The 18,473-nt window shown below is 61.4% G+C and carries 14 protein-coding genes; 10 read left to right on the forward strand and 4 right to left on the reverse strand.

Annotated features, from left to right (window positions below; all coding sequences use genetic code 11):
• The first annotated feature begins 1 nt into the window (after position 1).
• Positions 2-907 (forward strand): ABC transporter permease, encoded by a 906-nt coding sequence (locus tag NCR98_RS24935; RefSeq protein ID WP_284503942.1) that lies wholly within the window; start codon positions 2-4, stop codon positions 905-907.
• Between the two features lie 45 nt (positions 908-952).
• Here NCR98_RS24935 and NCR98_RS24940 read toward each other — a convergent pair whose 3' ends face one another.
• Positions 953-2,809 carry a tannase/feruloyl esterase family alpha/beta hydrolase gene (locus NCR98_RS24940; protein ID WP_502799804.1) on the reverse strand — a complete coding sequence of 619 codons (1,857 nt, stop codon included), beginning with the start codon at positions 2,807-2,809 and terminating at the stop codon, positions 953-955.
• Positions 2,810-3,263: 454 nt separating this feature from the next.
• Between NCR98_RS24940 and NCR98_RS24945 the strand changes: the two genes are divergently transcribed.
• A complete protein-coding gene (locus tag NCR98_RS24945; protein ID WP_250527628.1) occupies positions 3,264-3,794 on the forward strand; it encodes a hypothetical protein in 531 nt (176 codons plus the stop codon).
• A gap of 542 nt (positions 3,795-4,336) precedes the next feature.
• Positions 4,337-6,490: a hypothetical protein gene (locus NCR98_RS24950; RefSeq protein WP_250527629.1), complete on the forward strand. Its 2,154-nt coding sequence runs from the start codon at positions 4,337-4,339 to the stop codon at positions 6,488-6,490.
• Positions 6,491-6,541: 51 nt separating this feature from the next.
• Here the strand turns inward: NCR98_RS24950 and NCR98_RS24955 are convergent, their stop codons facing one another.
• On the reverse strand, positions 6,542-7,318 hold the full coding sequence (locus NCR98_RS24955) for an NAD(P)H-dependent oxidoreductase (RefSeq protein ID WP_250494522.1): 777 nt from the start codon (positions 7,316-7,318) through the stop codon (positions 6,542-6,544).
• 73 nt (positions 7,319-7,391) lie between these two features.
• Here NCR98_RS24955 and NCR98_RS24960 point away from each other — a divergent pair, with 73 nt between their 5' ends.
• Complete coding sequence (locus tag NCR98_RS24960) at positions 7,392-8,303, forward strand: LysR family transcriptional regulator (protein ID WP_502799805.1); 912 nt, start codon at positions 7,392-7,394, stop codon at positions 8,301-8,303.
• Positions 8,304-8,313: 10 nt separating this feature from the next.
• Here NCR98_RS24960 and NCR98_RS24965 read toward each other — a convergent pair whose 3' ends face one another.
• Positions 8,314-9,921 (reverse strand): acyl-CoA synthetase, encoded by a 1,608-nt coding sequence (locus tag NCR98_RS24965; protein WP_250527631.1) that lies wholly within the window; start codon positions 9,919-9,921, stop codon positions 8,314-8,316.
• A gap of 30 nt (positions 9,922-9,951) precedes the next feature.
• A complete protein-coding gene (locus NCR98_RS24970; RefSeq protein WP_250527632.1) occupies positions 9,952-10,668 on the reverse strand; it encodes a GntR family transcriptional regulator in 717 nt (238 codons plus the stop codon).
• A gap of 402 nt (positions 10,669-11,070) precedes the next feature.
• On the opposite strand from NCR98_RS24970, the gene NCR98_RS24975 reads away from it, so the two are divergent.
• From NCR98_RS24975 to NCR98_RS25000, 6 genes are read left to right on the forward strand one after another with little or no spacing between them, the layout of a single operon-like run.
• The gene (locus NCR98_RS24975; RefSeq protein ID WP_250511003.1) at positions 11,071-12,423 is read left to right on the forward strand and encodes a GntT/GntP/DsdX family permease; all 1,353 of its coding nucleotides are present in this window, start codon (positions 11,071-11,073) and stop codon (positions 12,421-12,423) included.
• 52 nt (positions 12,424-12,475) lie between these two features.
• Positions 12,476-13,843, forward strand: a complete 1,368-nt coding sequence (locus tag NCR98_RS24980) for an NAD(P)H-dependent oxidoreductase (RefSeq protein WP_250469280.1) — start codon at positions 12,476-12,478, stop codon at positions 13,841-13,843.
• A 46-nt stretch (positions 13,844-13,889) separates the two neighbouring features.
• Positions 13,890-15,191 (forward strand): MFS transporter, encoded by a 1,302-nt coding sequence (locus NCR98_RS24985; RefSeq protein ID WP_250527633.1) that lies wholly within the window; start codon positions 13,890-13,892, stop codon positions 15,189-15,191.
• Positions 15,188-16,126: an amidohydrolase family protein gene (locus NCR98_RS24990; protein WP_250527634.1), complete on the forward strand. Its 939-nt coding sequence runs from the start codon at positions 15,188-15,190 to the stop codon at positions 16,124-16,126. Before NCR98_RS24985 ends, NCR98_RS24990 begins: the two co-directional genes overlap by 4 nt.
• Positions 16,123-17,043 (forward strand): amidohydrolase family protein, encoded by a 921-nt coding sequence (locus NCR98_RS24995; RefSeq protein ID WP_244830862.1) that lies wholly within the window; start codon positions 16,123-16,125, stop codon positions 17,041-17,043. The genes NCR98_RS24990 and NCR98_RS24995 overlap by 4 nt, the downstream gene beginning before the upstream one ends.
• Before the next feature lie 32 nt (positions 17,044-17,075).
• Positions 17,076-18,380 carry an MFS transporter gene (locus NCR98_RS25000; RefSeq protein WP_250527635.1) on the forward strand — a complete coding sequence of 435 codons (1,305 nt, stop codon included), beginning with the start codon at positions 17,076-17,078 and terminating at the stop codon, positions 18,378-18,380.
• The last annotated feature ends 93 nt before the right edge of the window (positions 18,381-18,473 follow it).

Below are 18,473 nucleotides of genomic sequence, written 5' to 3' on the forward strand. Positions count from 1 at the left end.
CATGGCCAGCGGCATTGCGGGATTGAAGAAACATCGGGAGCACCGGCCCGCCAGCTTCTACTGGCTCGCGTTGCTGTTCGGCTTGTTCGTGCTATTCCTGTATGGACCGGTCATCACCATTTTCATTCTCTCGTTTCAAGGTCCCGAAGGCGGTCTGACCTTTCCCATGCGCGGCGTCTCGCTGCACTGGTTCGAGCAGTTGCGTCAGGGTGTGGGCGATATCGATATCTGGGCTTCGTTCGGCCGCTCCGTGAAGCTCGCGCTCGCGGTCACGGTGCTGACCGTGCTGTTCTCGGTCACGGCGGGTCTCGCCTTCAGAAGGCGTTTTCGTGGCGATACGGCCGTGTTCTACGTGTCGGTGGCGAGTCTCATCATGCCGTCGATCATCGTGTCGCTCGGTATCGGCCTCACGTTTCGTCTGCTCGACAACGTGATCAAGTATCTGGCGAACGAGTGGGGCTTTACTTCTTTCGCGGATTCGTGGACCACGTCGATGGGCCTCTTCACCTCCGCGCTCGGCGCCCATCTGACGTGGACGCTGCCGTTCGGTTTGCTCGTGATGTTCGCTGTCTTCAACCGCTTCAATCCGGCTTACGAGGAAGCGGCGCACGATCTGGGCGCATCGCCGTGGCAGAGCTTCAGGAATGTAGTGTTGCCGATCATCGGGCCATCTGTCATTGGCGTGGGAATGTTCGGCTTCACGCTGTCATGGGATGAAATCGCGCGGACGTCGCAGGCTATCGGCGAGCAGAATACGTTGCCGCTCGAATTGCAGGGCCTGACGACATCGGTGACCACGCCGGTCATCTATGCGCTCGGGACCATGACCACGCTGATGTCGCTGGCGGTCATGGTCGGCGGCTTGTTGATCGTGAGGGCGGTGACCAGGCGCCGGACTTCGAAGTAGGCGCCGGCGCTTTCCTCATGTGCGATCAAATGCAATCAAGTGCGATCACCTATGATCGTGCTCCCAGCGGCCGTCGTTCCAGCCGTTGTCGTCGTCATGACCGGTATGAGCGGCGCGCCAGTGGTTGCCGCCCTTGCACACGAGTTGCGATCCGTTCGCGCTGCATGACGCTTCATAGCCCGGCGAATAGAGAAACTCGCCGACCCAATGCGGATTCACGTTGGTGTTGCCGGGGTTGTACGCGACGAAGTTCGCTGCGTCGTCCGTGCTGCCCGAGCCCGTGTAGCGCGCTGCCAGCGGATACGGAAACACCGGACGCGTGCGCGTGGTCTGCCCGGTCGTATCGACGAGCGATGCCACGATCTTGCCCGGCTTCGCGCCCGTTTCAACCCACGCCATGGCGGGCGTCAGCATGTCGAAGGTGCTGGGACCGTCGCCGCCGCCGCAGTGCGCAACGCCCGGGAACAGATACAGCTTCGCGAACTTCTCGACGCGCTCGTCGCCCATGTATTCCTTCATCTTCGCGTAGTACTGCAGCGTCGATTGCGGCGAGATGTGCTGGTCTTCCAGGCCGTGCCAGAGAATCAGCTTGCCGCCGCGTCGATGAAAGTCACTCAGATCGGGATCGGTTGCAGCAAGATAGTTCGACGTCTGCACGGTCTTCCAGAACGATTCGACAGTGAACTTCAGATCGCTGAACGCGGCGTTCGGGCGCGAGTCGTTGAAGTAGTCGAGGCATGCCAGGAACGGCATCACGAAGTTGATGCTGCCGCTAGGTCCGGCGTCCGTCGCGGGCACGAAGAGCGACCATTGCAATTCCGAACCCCATTCACGCGCGATCGGCTGTTCGAGATGACGGCCATACTGATCCGTCGCGCCATCGTGAATCTTGCGCACCACCGCGGCTTGCGCGGGCGTGAGACACGTGGCGTCGGGCTGCCCCTTCGCACACACGAGACTCGCGGGATCGAAATGACAAGCCTGCGGATTGTCGATGATGCCGTCCGTCACGCCGTCCTGACCGTCGCACGACTTCAGCACGGCGGCGTGGATCATCGGCAACTTGTCGGCGAGCAGAATGTACTTGCCCGTCTTCTGGTCGATGTTGACCGCCGCCGCCCAGCCGTGGTGGAACGTGTTCTGCACGATCAGATCGTTGGCCGGCGCGCCCGCGACGATGCCGTCGAAGTCGTCGGGATAGCGTTGCGCTTCCATCAGCGCCTCACGTCCGCCGTCTGAGCAGCCGTCGAAATACGAGTACTTCGGAGCGCGCGCATAGAACTTGTTGATGATCGCCTTGGATACCTGCGCCGTGGCGTGCTCCGCGCGATAAGCAAAATCGATCTTGGCTTTCGGATCCAGCGCCCATGCGCCATCGTTGCCGCCTTCGTGGCCCATGTCGGTGGCGGAGATGGCGATCTGACCGTTCGTGACCGACACGCAGGTCGATGCCATCGGCGCGCTGATCGAGAGATTGCCGCATAGACCGCCGCATCCCGTCTGCAGATAGCGCTGCGTCCAGCCTTGCGTCGGCAAGCGCAATTCAAAGAGCGATGCGCCAGGGCCTATGGTTCCCTTGATATCGCACACTTCGGAAGGCAGTCCGGGTCCAGCCGTCGCGCCTGGAGGCATGCCGGGGTTGCTGATGACCGTTCCTTTTGCAAGGACCGTTGCCGAGGTGATGGTGACGGTACCATCGGTGACGCCGCTTAGATCGAGCGTGGCGACTGCCGCGCAGTTCATCGCGGGAAGGATCGAAGGGAGGTCGGCTAGACCGCTTGAATTGGCCGCCATTGCTTGAGGCGCCATGAATACGCATGTCGTCAAAAGAGCAAGCCAAGCATATAGCGTGCGGATGCATCGTCTGAGTAGGGCGGGGTTGCTGCAGAGTAATCGCATCATCGTCTCCTGAGGTCGTCGGGTCACTTTCCAGCGAGTACGGAGGATGACGAAAGAGTTTCGCAATAGGGAGAGGGCGTATACCCGGCAATCCTGCTTCGTCGGCGCTCTAAAGCGTCAACGTTGCGGCGCCCGCATGCTGCACCAAGGCGAAGCGGACACACCTCGCTTCCGGTGGCCGATAAACAAAACAGATAGCCAGGCAAATGATACGCAAGGAAAGCGTCCTTCATGCCGTATGCGGCTTCACCGAGACGCTTCGCCTGACTCATGCGAAAACACTTCGAAGGCATCGAATCTGTTTATCGGGCACCGCATGGTCTTGCTGCGCAATACCGCGCCAAATCATGCTGACGTGCATTTTCCAGCCCATGGGCATGGTTAACCCATCCTTTGCGTGATCAAACACAGGGACTAGCTTGCGTCATCGCCTGATAACCATTCCGGAGAAGCGTCCATGAGTAGCAACCTGCATCCGAGCGGCAGTCAGTTTCCGAACGGCATTGCAACGCCCAAGCCCACGAGCGCGTCGTCGGCCATACGCGCCGGTGTAGCCGGTGGTCTGGCGGGCGCCGTCGTCATCTGGATCTACGAAGCATTGATCTGGGTAGGCGTACAGCATCTGATGCCCCTCGCGGGCATTCCGCGTAACGCGACCGGGCTGGTCTTCGGAAAAGCGTTTCAAGAAGCGAGCGGCATTTGGGCGTATGTGATTGGCACGGGTATTCACTTCGTGTTCGCCATTGCTTGGGGCATTCTCTTCGCACTCGTCTGGCCGTACTTTCGCCGACGCGGCTACGAGGCGACGTTCATCGCATTGTTCTATGCCGTGCTCGCGTGGGTAGTGATGCATGTAGCCATCATGATCGCCTCGGACAATCACCCGAATTACTATGATCCGGCTGTCGTCATCGGCGGATTCATGTCGCATATCTTTTTCACTGTGCCGCTCGCGCTTATTGTAAAGCGCAAGATGGAAGTGCGTTAGGCGTTTAGCCTATCGATCGGTCCGCAGCGGCTTGCCTCGTTCGAGGCGCATGAGCCGTTCGCGGATTGAGTCTCGCTGTTACCTGTTTCAAATTCCCTTATTGCAGCGCGAAAGCAGACGGCATGGCAGAAGACGCATGCCGCGTTTCTTCAATCTCGCGCAGAAGTCGACTTTCTCGTCACTTCGCGGTGAAAGCTCACATTTGGTTCGCAGCCGAGAAATGAGTAAACGGTTTCCTTTTTGTTTCGGAAACTCCGATTCTATGCAAAACCATGCCTTGATCGTGCCGGGTAATCCCCTATCAAGTCGTTGGATAAAACGTTTGACAGCATCGGCTTACAAAGCCTAAATTAGGAAAACGTTTTCCGGTGAAGTTCGCTGACTCAAGCTCGGGGTCTCATTCAAATCATTTCTAATCTTCACCGATTCCGATGAAAAACTTCGGAAGGCCAAATAACGTCCGGTGTCGACCAAGCGCTCAAAGGACGCGCAATAAAGCAAATCCCGCACTACCCACATTCATAACTAAAGACGGAGACAACATGAATCGAAACAGGCAAATCACACGTGCGTTCGCGCTCGGCACGCTCTCGGCGCTCGTCCTCGCTGCATGCGGTGGCCATGACTCATCGGATGGTTCCACGCCGCCGCCCGCCGCTGTGGCGGCCAATTCGCTTCAAGCCGTGGTCTACGGCGCGAACGACACGAGCGTGCCCGCCGGCGCCGGCGTCCCCATCACGATGATGGGCCAGATGCGCGCGCTCTTCGACCTCATTCGCAAGTCGCCGGATTTCACTCAGGTCGTGATGGATCTGGGCGATGGCAGCCCCGTGCACGTACTCGATACCAACACGGGCGACAAGTTCTTGCCGGGCAAGCTGGCGCTCGGTCTGTCTTACATCCTCATCGACATGAAGAAGAAGGGCGACCCCAAGTACGCCGACTATCTTGCAACCTATCAGAAAATAACCACGGCGATGATGGCGCAGTCCGCGAGCGGCGACTACGTCTACGCGAACACGTCCTGGGGCGAGTATTACTATCTCGTCGCCCTCAACAATTTGAAGGCGAACGGCATGCTGAACGAAGTCTTTAGCGATGCCATGCTCAACACGTTGCAAGGCCGCCTCACGTTCTGCGACATGTTCGGCCCCGATGCAAGCGGCAAGGACAATACGTGCCCGGCTGGCGGCGCGTCTATCGACGTGGCTTCGCTCAACACGGCGCAGAATTACTATGCGGTGTCATATGGCATTGCCGGGCTGAGACAGAAGCTCGGCTGGAGCAATCCGGGCTTCGTCTCCACTTCGGACCCGGCGGTTGCGACCATGGGCGCGCGCGATGCGCTGCTCTACACGCTAACCAAGCATATCCGCAATGATTCGTCGGGCGGCTTCTCGGATGAGGCATCGAACACGCATACGACCTACTACGATCAGGCGCGCTTCGACCGCTACAGCACGCTGCTTATCGCGGAGACGGTCGAGCGCAGTCTCGAGATGGGCAACGAAGCGAATTTGACGCCTGAATTAAAGGGCTATTTGCGCAAGTCGATCGATCTGATTCTGCCGCAGATCAATCCGGACGGGCAGGGCTTCAACTACGGCCGCTCGATCGGACCTTACGGCGATTCCGCTTTCATGGAGATTCTCACGGCCGCAGCCAACGCGGGCGTGCTGAGTGCCAAGGAGATGCAGGTCGCCTACACGTTCATCTACAAGGCAGCGCTGCGCTTCGACACCTTTTGGTACGACCCGAACCTGCCGACGCCGTCCGTGAACATGTGGGTGAAGGGGCGCGGCACGGACACATATCGCGGCAAGCCTCGCGTGATGGGCGAAAACTTCAGCCTGCTGCATCAGTACATGTACGTCAACGCGTGGTGGAGCAAGCTCGGCTTCGGCGGCCAAGCCCCCATGAGCGACAGCGATTTCAAATCATGGCGCGATGCATTGCCTCATTACACGCTCACGTATTACAACTTGCCGAGCGACAGCGCGCATCCGTATAACGCGGCGTTGCTGACGGTGCGTGATGGCGAGCGTGTGATCAACCTGAATCTGAGTCAGGCGCCGGACTACAACTCGTATTCGCCGTACTATCCGGTGCCGTTCTCCGACAAGCTCATCTACGGCACGACCGACCTGGGTTACGCCTTGCTGATTCCGCAAGTGACGTACAACGGCAAGACATACATTCCGGTGACGTACTACAAGAATCTGAGCGTGCAGGAGAGCAACGGTCAGGTGACCGTTTCCTTCGATACGACGAAATTCCGTCAAGCGACCAAGAACGCGGCGTACACGACCGATATCGACCTGCAAGCGCACACGGTGCTGACTTTCGCGCATGGCACGATCACGCGTACGGACACATTGAGTTCGGCCACCCTTGCGGCGCCGCTCGCGGTGGAAACGGACTTTACCTCGTTCGCGGACTTTCAAAGCACGGCGGCGGGCGCGAACGGTAACTCGGTCACCTACGCCAATAGCGCCGCGACGAGCTATGCCACGAGCGGCTTCGATGCTTGCGCGCTGTCGAATTTCGATGTCGCGAACGGTGTCACCAATCCGCTGTCGACTACGCCTGTCGGCCAGTTGCACTCGAACTTCGCATGCAAGGCGAATGCGTTCTCTCTTGCGGGTGGCGCGCAACGCAACTTTAGCTGGACCTTGAAGTACGCGGACCCGAACTGATCCTCGTGCAAGGCAAAGCGGGCTCCTCTTGCAAAAGGAGCCCGCTTCTTTTTATTCGACGTGCGCGGCAAATCCGGTCTGTCCCGCAGCATGCTCGTCTCGCAAGGTCAACTGCGGAATGCGGTAGTCGCCATGATTCTGCCGTCTATAAGCAATCGGCGCGTTGTCCCAGAGGGTGTCTAGCCGTTCTCCGAGCGCATCGCGCGTGGCCCCGAAACGCGTTTCATCCATCTTGCTCGTGCGATACACCACGAACGGTGGCACCACGTCGAAGCCCGGATAGAACAGCATCCCGTGCTGGATCGGGAAGAGGATATCGTCCATCGGGCCGTTGATGCCGCGCGCGTCGTAATGCGATTCCCAACCGCCGGTCGTCACGATGATCATCGCGCGTTTGCCCGACATCATGCCTTCGCCATAACGATCGCCCCAGTGCGTGTCCGAGTGTTCGCCCACGCCGTAAGCGAAGCCATAGGCATAGACGCGCTCGAACCAGCCTTTCATGATGGCGGGCATGGAGAACCACCACATCGGGAATTGCAGGATCAATGCGTCGGCCCAGCGCAGCTTGTCCTGTTCGATTTCGATGTCGTGGCTTTGCAGGCCGTTTGCGAACGCGTGTTTCGAATCGAGACTGGGATGAAACGGCGCGTCGGTGTTGCGCTCGCGCACGTCGTTCGCGTCGAGCGTCGTTTTCCAGTTCATCTCATACAGGTTCGACACCTGCACCGTGTGGCCGTTATCGCGCAGGCGCTGCACGGCAAAGTCGTTGAGCGCGCCGTTCAGCGAGCGGCGTTCGGGGTGGGCATAGACGATCAGCACATTCATGGCTGCAACTCTCCGGGTTCGTATGACCGCCAGACTAGTGCGGATGAAGGTATATTAGAAATGAATAGTCAATATGCCAGGCATTACGATGGATAATATTCTCCGCAGACTCGATCTCAATCTGCTCGTGACACTCGACGCGCTGCTCGCCGAACACAACGTCACGCGTGCGGCCGAACGGCTGAACTTCTCGCAGCCTTCGGTGAGCGTGCATCTGGCGAAACTGCGCGATATCTTCGGCGATCCGCTACTGCTGCCCGGCCCGCGCGGCATGCGTCCGACTGCGCGCGCCGAGGGTTTGCGCGAGCCATTGCGCGAAGCGCTTGCAGCACTTGCGCGCGCGGTGTCGCCGGAGCAGGCATTCGAGCCGGCGAGCGCGGAGCTGACGTGGCGTATAGCCGCAACCGATTACAGCGAGTCCACCGTGCTCATGCCGGCGATAAACGGCTTGCGGCTGGCCGCACCGCGGACGCGCATTGCCGTGCTCGAAGCCACGCCGCCGCGTCTCGCGCGACAAGCCGAACGCGGCGAGATCGATCTTGCGTTTCATATCACCGAAGGCGCGCCACCGGGTCTGCATCGGCAGGCGCTTTTTACCGAACGCTATGTGCTTGTGGCGAGGAAGGGTCATCCGCGTCTCAAGCGCAAACCCAGCCTCAAGCAGTTCTGTGCGCTCGAACATGTGATCGTGTCGCCGGACGGCGGAGGCTTCTTCGGTCCGACCGATGAAGCGCTCGCGGCACTCGGCGTCGCGCGTCGCGTCGTGCTGTCCGCGCCGCATTTTCTCTTCGTGCGTTCGCTGATTGCATCGACCGATCTCGTGGGCATGCTGCCATTGCGGCTAGTCGAGCACGATGCGGCGCTGCACGTGGTGGACGCGCCAATCGAAGTGTCCGGCTATGAAATGTCGATGTTCTGGCACGAGCGCGTGCATCGCGATCCGGCGCATCGGTGGTTGCGAGACTTCATCGCCGGATCGGTATGACGCGCGATTGCTAAGACGTGAACTGCGAGCGCAGCGACTTGCGGATGATCTTGCCAGTCGCCGTCATCGGCAATTCAGAGACGAAGCGCACCTCGCGCGGATATTCATGTGCCGCAAGCCGCGTGCGGACGTGCTGCTGCAGTTCGAGCACGAGGGCATCGCCCGGTTCGAAGCCGTCGTTGAGCACGACGACCGCGCAGACGATCTCCGTGCGCCGTTCATCCGCCACGCCGATGACCGCCGCGAAGCGCACGGCGGGATGCCTCAAAAGACAGTCCTCGATCGGTCCCGGCCCGATGCGATAACCCGCGCTCGTGATGACATCGTCGTCGCGACCGATGAAGCGAAAGAAGCCCTCCGCGTCGAGCATGCCGAGGTCGCCCGTCAACAGATAGTCGCCGCGAAACTTCTGCGCGGTCGCGGCCTCGTCGCGCCAGTAGCCGAGAAACATCACGGGATCGGGCGCGGCAATGGCGATATTGCCGGGCGTGCCCAAAGGCTGCGGCATACCTGAATCGTCGACGACAGCCACGCGGTGCCCCGGCACCCCGCGCCCGATCACGCCGTTGCGCGGTTCGAACCATCTGGCGCACGAGGAGAGCACCACGTTGCATTCGGTCTGCCCGTAGAACTCGTTGATGGTGACGCCAAGCGTTGCGCGGCCCCACGACAGCAACTCCTCGCCGAGCGATTCACCGCCGCTCGCCACCGAACGCAACGCGAGCGCCGGCGCTTTCGCTTGCGGCGTCGCGCGCATCATCTTGAGCGCGGTCGGCGGCAGGAACGTGTGGCTCACGCCATGCCGTTCGAGCAGATCGAACGCGGCGTGGCCATCGAACTTGTCGAAGCGCCGCGCGAGTACCGGCACGCCGTGATGCCACGAAGGCAAGAGCACATCGAAGAGGCCGCCGATCCACGCCCAGTCCGCGGGCGTCCACATGAGCGTCGCGTCGAGCGGGAAGCATTGCTGCGACATCTCCACGCCCGGCAGATGCCCAAGCAGCACGCGATGTCCGTGCAATGCGCCTTTCGGTTTGCCCGTGGTGCCAGACGTATAGATGATGACGGCGGGATCGTCCGCGGAAGTATCGACGAGAGTGTCTTCTTCCGATGCCGCTTCGAGCGCGGGCCAGAACGTAGCGTCGCTGCCATCGGTCGCGAAGACGTGGCGCAACTCCGGCAGCGATGCGCGAATCGACGCGATCTTCGCCGCGCCTTCGGCGTCCGTCACGACGGCGGCGGCCCCGGAATGCGCGAGCCGGAACTCGATTGCATCGATACCGAAGAGCGCGAAGAGCGGCACGGCAATGCATCCCATGCGATAGGCCGCGAGATGCGCGATCGCCGCTTCGACCGATTGCCGCACGAAGATGGCCACGCGCTCGCCGCGCTGCACGCCGCGTTCGGCAAGCGCATTGGCGAAGCGGTTGGAGAGGCGTTGCAGGTCGTCGAAGGTATAGCGTTGCTGCGAGAGATCGTTCGATTCGACGATCAGCGCGAGCCGGTTCGAGCCGTCCGCCCATTTGTCGCACACGTCTTGCGCAATGTTATAGCGCGCGGGGATGCGCCAGGTGAAGGCGGCATCGACTGCTTCGTAGGTGTCTCCTGACGACAGCATGGTTTTTTGTGGTGGGTGAGGGTTCCTCGATCATACGCGTTGCAGCGTCTGCTCCTTCACTTCGTGGTCGCGCTCGGGCGTAATCTGCTCCCAGGTGCTATGCACATGCCGCCTCAGAAATTCCCCAAGCCGCGCGCCATCGCGCGCGTTGAGCAATTGCACGATGATCTCGTGTTCATCGATAGCGGTATGCCACGTCTCCGACGTCACGCTACCTTGAAAGCGATAGCGATAAAGCTGCCGGTTGAGCCGCTCGTGCACTTGCGTGAGCGTGGCGTTCTTGGCCGCCGCGATGATGTTCGCGTGGATCGCCTGATTGAGCCGGAAGTAATTCATGCGGTCGCGCCGCTCGTAAGCCGCGTGCATCTCGTGATGGAGCGCGCGAATCTCGGCGATCTCCGCATCCGTCGCTAAACGACACGCCTGTTCGCCGCCAAACGCCTCGATTGCGCCCAACACGTCGAGCTTCTCGCGGATTTCCGCCGCGCTCAGGTCCGCCACGACCGCGCCGCGCTTAGGCAGCACGACGACGAGGCCGTCGCCCGCCAGTTCCTTGAGCGCCTCGCGCAACGGCGTGCGCGAGACCGTCAGCCGTTCGGCGAGCGTGCGCTCGCGCAGGCGCTCGCCGGGCTTGAGTTCGTCGGTCGCGATCATCGTGCGCAAGCGTTGCGCAATCTGCATGGAGAGCAGCGAATCCGGCTCGTCGGCGCTGTCGAAGCCTTCCTGCTCGTCGTCTGAATCCTTCATATTTGCGTGTTCCCTCGGCGCGGCGACATCCTCGGCCGCTCTGGTATGCCACTTTACCAGCGAACGCGTCACCTGAGATTTGCGGCCGACAATTGCCCCGCCTAGGTGCGATCCCGCACTTGACGGTACACGACGATAGAACTAAATTTCGGTATACCAGAATTAGACAGAGCGCAGAACGTCGTCCGACGCCTGCGAAATTCATAAGAACGCGACTTGGAGACCTGCATGCCAATCAACCGAAAACACCGTTGAATAAGGGTTTCTTGCCGATGCCCGTGCAGTTCGTCCGTGTTTTCGGCAAATAACTCCATCGTTCGGGCGTCGCATTCGTCCGGTATACCGCAATGAAAACCTCGTCGACATCGGCGGGGCGCCACGCTTTTCGAGCCGCACTACTTCATGTCGCCTTCGCTCTATACGTTGATCGCGCCCGTTATCGCGATTCTTCTGCTGGTACTGCTGATCACGAAGGTCAAGCTTCACCCGTTTCTCGCGCTCATTCTCACGGCCGGCTTTCTCGGCTGCGCGGCCGGACTCGCGCCTACCGCCGTCATCAAGAGCTTTGAAAAAGGCTTTGGCGGCATTCTCAGTTCCGTGGGGCTCGTGGTCGGGCTCGGCACCATGCTCGGCGGCTTGCTGCTCGAATCGGGCGGCGCGGATCGCATCGCCAACGCATTCATCGGACTCGGTTCTAAGCGCTGGATTCCGGCGGCCATTTGCGCGGCGTCGCTGCTCATCGGCTTGCCGCATCTGTTCGATGTGAGCTTCGTGATGCTCGTCCCGCTCGTCTACGCTATCGCGCATCGCACGAAAAGTCCGCTGATGGCCGTCGGCATTCCGATGGCCGCCGGCCTCTACGTCTCGCACGGACTCTTGCCGCCGCATCCGTCGCCGACGCTCGCGCTTGCCGCGTTGCATGCGGACGCGGGCCGCACGATCTTTTTCGGCCTGATCGTCGCCGTTCCGATGGCCATTCTCTCCGGCCCGCTCTTCACGGCCTTCGTCATGCGCTTTCTGCCGGTTACGCCAGGCGAGGGTCTTTATTCGCCCGCTGCCGCCGACGACAAGAAAGCCGGCCGCGCCACGCCGCCGCTCGCGCTCGTGCTCGTCACGGTCCTGTTGCCACCGGTCCTGATGATGATCCGCACGTTCGGCCGCAACTACGCGCCGACCGGCACGCCGATGCGCGAACTGCTCGAAACCGTGGGCGACCCTATCGTCTCGTTGCTGATTGCCGTGCTGTTTGCAATCTGGTCGCTCGGTGTCAAGAGCGGCCTCACGTTGCCGCAGATTCAAAAGCTCCTCGGCAAGAGCGTGGCGCCCGCTGCCGCCGTGATCCTGATCCTCGGCGCGGGTGGCGGCCTGAAAGAGATGCTGCTCGCCACGCATATCGGCGACGCCATCGCGCATTGGGCCACGCATTGGTCGATCTCGCCGCTCGTGCTCGGCTGGGCGGTCGCGGCGCTGATCCGTATCGCGATCGGCTCGGCGACGGTCGCAACCGTGACGGCGGCGGGCATCGTCGCGCCGATCGCGGCGGCCACGCCCGGCGTCAATCTCGAACTTCTGGTGCTCGCCGTGAGCTCGGGCGGACTGATGCTCTCGCATCTGAACGACTCGGGCTTCTGGCTTTTCAAGGAATATTTCCGCCTCTCGGTCGCCGATACGCTCAAGACCTGGACGCTGCTCGTCTCGTTTCAATCGCTCGTCGCGCTCGGCGTGATTCTCCTCATCAACTCGGTGATCGGCTAAACGTGCCGTTCACGTTCCCCACAAGATCAGGCCTTAAAGGACAGACATCGCCATGAACTACGAACATCTCTTCAAGTCGCTCGGCAGCCGCACGATCCGCATGGCGCTCGTCGGTCCGAAAGGCGGCTTCGGCCGCTCGCTGCTCGTGCAATGCCGCGCGTTGCCGGGCCTCGAGATCGCCGCGCTGTGCGATATCGATATCGAAGGCACGCTCGCCGCCCTGGCTTCGCTCGGCTTCGCGAACGATACTGCGCGCGTCTGCAACAACGCCGACGACGTGCGCGCCGCTCGCGCCGATGGCCGTATCGCGCTGGTGGGCGACCATTTGCTGTTGAAGAACGTGGAGCTCGATATCGTCGTGGAAGCGACGGGGCATCCTGAAGTGAGCGTGCAGATCGCCGAGAACGCATTGAAGCGCGGCGTGCACGTGGCGATGGCGACCAAGGAAACCGATTCGGTCGTGGGCCCGTATCTGAACCGGCTCGCGCTCGAAAACGGCGTGACGTACACGACGCCCGACGGCGATCAGCCGAGCAATCTGATCGGCCTCGTGACGTGGGCGCGCGTGCTCGGTTTCGAAGTGATCGTGGCTGGCAAGTCGAGCGAGTACGACTTCATCTACGATCCGGACGCGCATACCATCGACTATCTCGATCAACGCCACGAAGTCTCGCTCGATGCGTGCTGGACGCCAGGCGACGATATCGCCGCGACGCTCGCCGCCCGTAGCAAGGCGCTCTCGATGCTGCCGCAAAGCGCGACGCCCGATTACTGCGAGATGAACGTCGTCGCCAATTCGACCGGCTTCGTGCCGGCTGCCGATGCGCTCAACTATCCGCTCGCGCGCTTGAATGAACTCGCCGATATCTTCGTGCCGAAGGAAGACGGCGGCATTCTAGAGCGCACCGGCGTGGTCGATGTCTTCAACTGCCTGCGTCGTCCGGACGATCTGAGCTTCGGTGGCGGCGTGTTCGTCATCGTGCGCTGCAAGGACGAGGAAACCTGGGAGTTGCTCAAGCAAAAGGGCCATGTGGTCGGCAAGAACGGCCGCTATGCATGCATCTACTTGCCGTATCACCTGATGGGTCTCGAAACGCCGATGAGCATTTTTTCGGCGGTATTACTCAATCAGCCGACTGGCAGCGCGGAGCAGTTGCCGCACGCGCAAATGGTGGCGCGTGCCGAACGCGACTTCAAGGCGGGCGAGACGCTTGCCATGGGCGGCCATCATCACACCATTCAGGGCGCGACGCCGTTGCTCATCGAACGCGCGAAGGCGGGTGTCGCGGCGCCGTTCTATCTCGCGGCCAACAAGCGTCTTCTCGCCGATGTAAAGCAGGGCGACCTCGTTCCGCTCGATGCGCTCGACTTGCAAGGCTCGGCGCTTTACGAAGCGTGGAAGCGCAATCCGTCGCTATAAACGGCCTGCGATACGACGAGGGCTTTCGACCCATACAGGAGGAGACATGCAAACCAACTTATCCGCGAGCGCCTCGGGCAGTTCGCTGCGCGCGCTTCTTTGCACCACCCGCTGGCGCATGGTGCTGCTGCTCTTCGTGCTCTATACGATCAACTGCATCGACCGCATGTCGCTGTCCATTGCAATGCCGACCATCGTGCGCGAGTTTCATCTCGCCGCGACGATGCAGGGGTTGATCCTCTCTGCGTTCTTCTGGACGTACAGCACGTTCCAGATTCCCGCTGGCTGGGCCGCCGACCGCTTCGGCGCACGCCGCATGATCGGCATCTCGGCGGTGCTGTGGGGCGGCTTCCAGTGTCTTGCCGCGTTCGCCATGAACGGCGTGACGCTGTTGCTTACGCGTATCGGTCTCGGCGTGTTCGAAGCGCCTTACATGCCCGCCGCGACGAAGCTCACGGCGGCGTGGCTGCCGCCCGCGGAACGGGCGCGCGGCGTGACACTCATCGATAGCGGCGCGCCGCTCGGCTCGGCGCTCGGTGGCTTGCTCATCAGCGCGCTGATCGGCTTCTCGGGATCGTGGCGTTCGGCGTTCCTGATCGTGGGAGCGGTGACGATCGTCTTCGGTCTCGTCGTCTATCGCATGCTGCGCGAGACGCCCGAGCGGCACGCGGGCATCGACCAGGCGGAAGTCGCGTATATCCGCGAGCAGAAGCTCGTTGCTGGCGAAGCCCCTAGCGCGAAGATGGCGCCGCTGTCACGCGGCATCATTTCGGCGATGGTGGTGGGCCGTGTCGGTTGGGCGATGGTGTTCTTCGGCCTCGTGACCTGGGGACCGAACTATTTGTCGGTCGGACGCGGGCTCGATATCCGCAGCATGGGCTTCGCGACCTTCATCATTTTTCTCGCGGGCGCGGTCGGCGAGATTCTGTCGGGCGTGACAGCCGACTGGTTGCAACGGCATTTCGCACGCAAGACGGCGTTCAAGATCCTCTTCGGCGTGTCGGGCGGCATGTCGCTTCTTTGTCTGCTGGCTTTGCCGTTCGTGGCGGATATCCGGCTCGCGGTCGCCGTGTTGTCGCTCGGCGTGTTCTTTCACTTGTGGGGCGGCCTGTACTGGCTCATTCCCGCGATGCTCGCACCGCGCGAGCAAGTCGGCCTCGTCGGCGGCGTGATGAACTTCGCGGGCACGGGCGGCGCGATCATCGTGCCTATCGTCGTGGGCGTGATCGTCGATATGACAGGCGGTTTCACGGCGGTCATCCTGTTCTTCGCTGCGGCGGCGTTCGCTTATCTCGTCGGCTCGCTCTTTATCGATTTCGGCCGCAACGATTCAGGAGCGCGCGCATGAAGGAGTTGTACGAAGGGCCGATCATCGACGCGCATCAGCACTTCTGGGACCTCGAAGCGAATCGCTATCCGTGGCTCATGCCGGGCGTGCTGGTCGAACATCGTTACGGCGACTACACGCCGATCAAAGAGACGTACCTGCCATCGGACTATCTGCGCGATGCGGCGGGGCATCGCGTGATCGGCAGCGTGTATGTCGAAGCCGAGTGGAACCCGGATGATCCGCTTGGCGAAACGCGCTATGTCCGCGAGCTTGCCGAAGAGACGGGTCGCCCCAACGCGATCGTGGCGCAAGCGTGGCTCGACCGCGCCGACGTGGACGACGTGTTGTCCGCGCAAGCCCGCGTGGCTCGCGTTCGCAGCGTGCGTCACAAGCCGGGCGCACCGGACAAGGATGGCCGCACGCTCATGTCCGACGAACGCTGGCAGCGCGGCTATGCCTTGCTCGAACGATACGGCCTGCACTTCGACTTGCAGGCGTCGTGGCGGCAACTGTCCGAAGCGGCACAGCTCGCCCGCGATTTTCCACACACCACGCTCATCGTCAATCATGCGGGCGTGCCCGGCGATAGATCGAACGCGACGCTTACGCGTTGGCGCGTGGCGCTGGAAGAACTCGCGCGTCTGCCGAACGTGACCGTGAAGGTGTCGGGGCTGTGCGAGGCGGGCAAGCCGTGGAGCGTCGCCGCAAACCAGCCAGTGCTCGATACGCTTCATCAAGTCTTCGGCGCCGGGCGCCTCATGTTCGGCAGCAACTTCCCCGTGGATGGCATGTTCATCTCGCTCGACGGTCTGCTACGCGGCTTTGCCGAACTGGTGCGCGCCTGGCCGCGCGCGGATCAAGAGGCTTTCTTTCACGATACGGCCGTGCGCATCTATCGCCCGGAAGGGCTCGACGACAACGCACGCGGCACTCACGCAAGGACATCGCGATGACCACCAACACGCTCGGCTTCGACCTGCCGATACTGGATGCGCATCATCACTTCTGGGACTTGTCGGACGGCGACTTTCCCTGGCTCACGAACGAGTATGACGACGCCTTCTTCCTCGGCGACTATCGCCGAATGTGTCAGGACTTTTTGCCGCCGCAGTATCGCCAGGCGACGGCCGGCTTCAACGTGATCGGCACCGTGCATGTGGAAGCGGAGCGTTCGCGCAAGCAACAAGTGCGCGAAACCGACTGGCTCACCGCGCTCAACGCGAAAACGGGATTACCCAGCGCGATCGTCGGCCATGTGTTCTTCGTGCAGCCCGATTGCGATGCGATTCTCGCAGGTCATGCAAACAGCCCGCTCGCGCGCGGCGTGCGCTCGAAGCCTGAAATCTCCAGCGGTCCGCATGAATCCGTTGCGGGCCAACCGGGCACGATGCAAGACGAAGCATGGCTTGCGGGTCTTGCTTTACTCGATAAGTACGGCTTCTCGTGGGACTTGCGCGTGCCGTATTGGCACTTGGAAGAAGCGGCGGAAGTGGCGCGTGCATTCCCGAAGACGCCTATCGTCACGAACCATCTCGGCTTGCCGCTCGATCGATCGGACGAAGGCGTCGCGATCTGGCGTCGTGGCATGGAGAAGCTCGCGGCGTGTCCGAACGTCTATCTGAAGGTATCGGAACTCGGCTTGCCGAATGGCACGTGGGACAGCGCGAGCAACCGCCGCGTGATTCGCGAGGCCGTCGATCTATTCGGCTATGAGCGTTCGATGTTCGCGAGCAATCTGCCGGTGGGTAACTTGTCGGCGAGCTTCACGGAGATCGTCGCCGATGTGCTCGGCGCCTTGCCGCAAGCCACCGAAACCGATTTACGCGCGTTGTTCGAAGGGACCGCGCGACGTTTCTATCGCGTCGAATAAAAACATGACCGCACGAAATCAAGGAGACTGACATGACGCCCGCCATCGACGAAAACAGGCTTTTCAGAAAGATATCCCTGCGCATTCTGCCCGTGCTGATGCTTGGATTTTTCTTTTCCTATTTGAACCGCGTGAACGTGGGGTTCGCCAAGCTGCAGATGTCGAGCGACCTCCATTTCAGCGATGCCGTGTATGGCTTCGGCGCGGGCATCTTTTTTCTCGGTTACTTTCTGCTCGAAGTGCCGAGCAACGTAATCTTGCATCGCGTGGGTGCGCGACGCTGGATTGCGCGAATCATGGTGACGTGGGGCCTGCTTTCGTGCGCGACCATTTTCATCCGCACGCCGACGCAGTTTTATGTCATGCGCTTTCTGCTGGGTCTTGCCGAAGCGGGCTTCATTCCGGGCGCGATCTATTACATGAGCCAGTGGTATCCGGCGGCGCGACGCGGACGCGCATGGGGCGTGTTTTATATCGCGCTGGCATCGTCGGGCGTAATCGGCGGACTCGTGTCCGGCTCGATTCTCGGCTTTCTGTCGGGCGTCGGCGGCATGGGCGGCTGGCAGTGGCTGATCTTGTGCGAAGGCATTCCGACGATACTCCTCGGCATCTATATCTACTTCCGCATGAGCGAGGATATTCGCCGCGTCACGTGGCTGACCGATGGCGAGAAGACGCATCTGAGCGCGGTGCTTGCGGCGGAGAATCGCGACAAGATCGCGCATGGCTTCATGAGCCTGCTGGGTCATGGACGCATCTGGGCGCTGGTGCTGATCTATTTCGTCTACAACATGGGGCTGTACGCGATCAGCTTCTGGATGCCGACGCTCGTGCAGAAGATGGGCGTGGCCGATCCGTTCACCATCGGGCTGCTCACGGCGTTGCCGGGCGTGTGCGCGATCATCAGCATGCTGGCGTTCGGATTCTCGGCGGATCGTCGCAAGGAACGCAAGTGGCATCTGATTGCCGCGTTCTCGATGGCCGCGCTTGGCTTTGCGTTGTGCGTCGTGTGGCAGAACCAGCCGGTATTGGGCGTGATCGCGCTGTGCATCGCCAACATGGGCGTGCTGTCGATTCCCGCGTTGTTCTGGAGCTTGCCGACGGCGTTTCTCACCGGCGTGACGGCGGCAGCGGGCATTGCGATGATCAACTCCATCGGCAATCTCGCGGGCTTCGTGTCGCCCTATATGATCGGCTATCTCAAGGACGTGACGGGACGCACGGATGTGGCGTTGATCGTCGTGGCGGCGGGTTTGTTGGTCGGCGCGGTGGCGGTGGGGTGTGTGTTGCGTGGGCGTAGTGGAGTTGGGGCGGCGGGGGTGGGGGTGAGGAGTTGAGGCAGCCGGAAGGCACAGACCGGATGTCCGTGCCTTCCCCGATAGGCCCTGCCAGCGAGGCACGCTACGATGCCTGTTTCCCCAGGCATCGTG

The organism is Caballeronia sp. GAWG2-1 (assembly GCF_023631405.1).
Classification (GTDB): Bacteria; Pseudomonadota; Gammaproteobacteria; order Burkholderiales; family Burkholderiaceae; genus Caballeronia.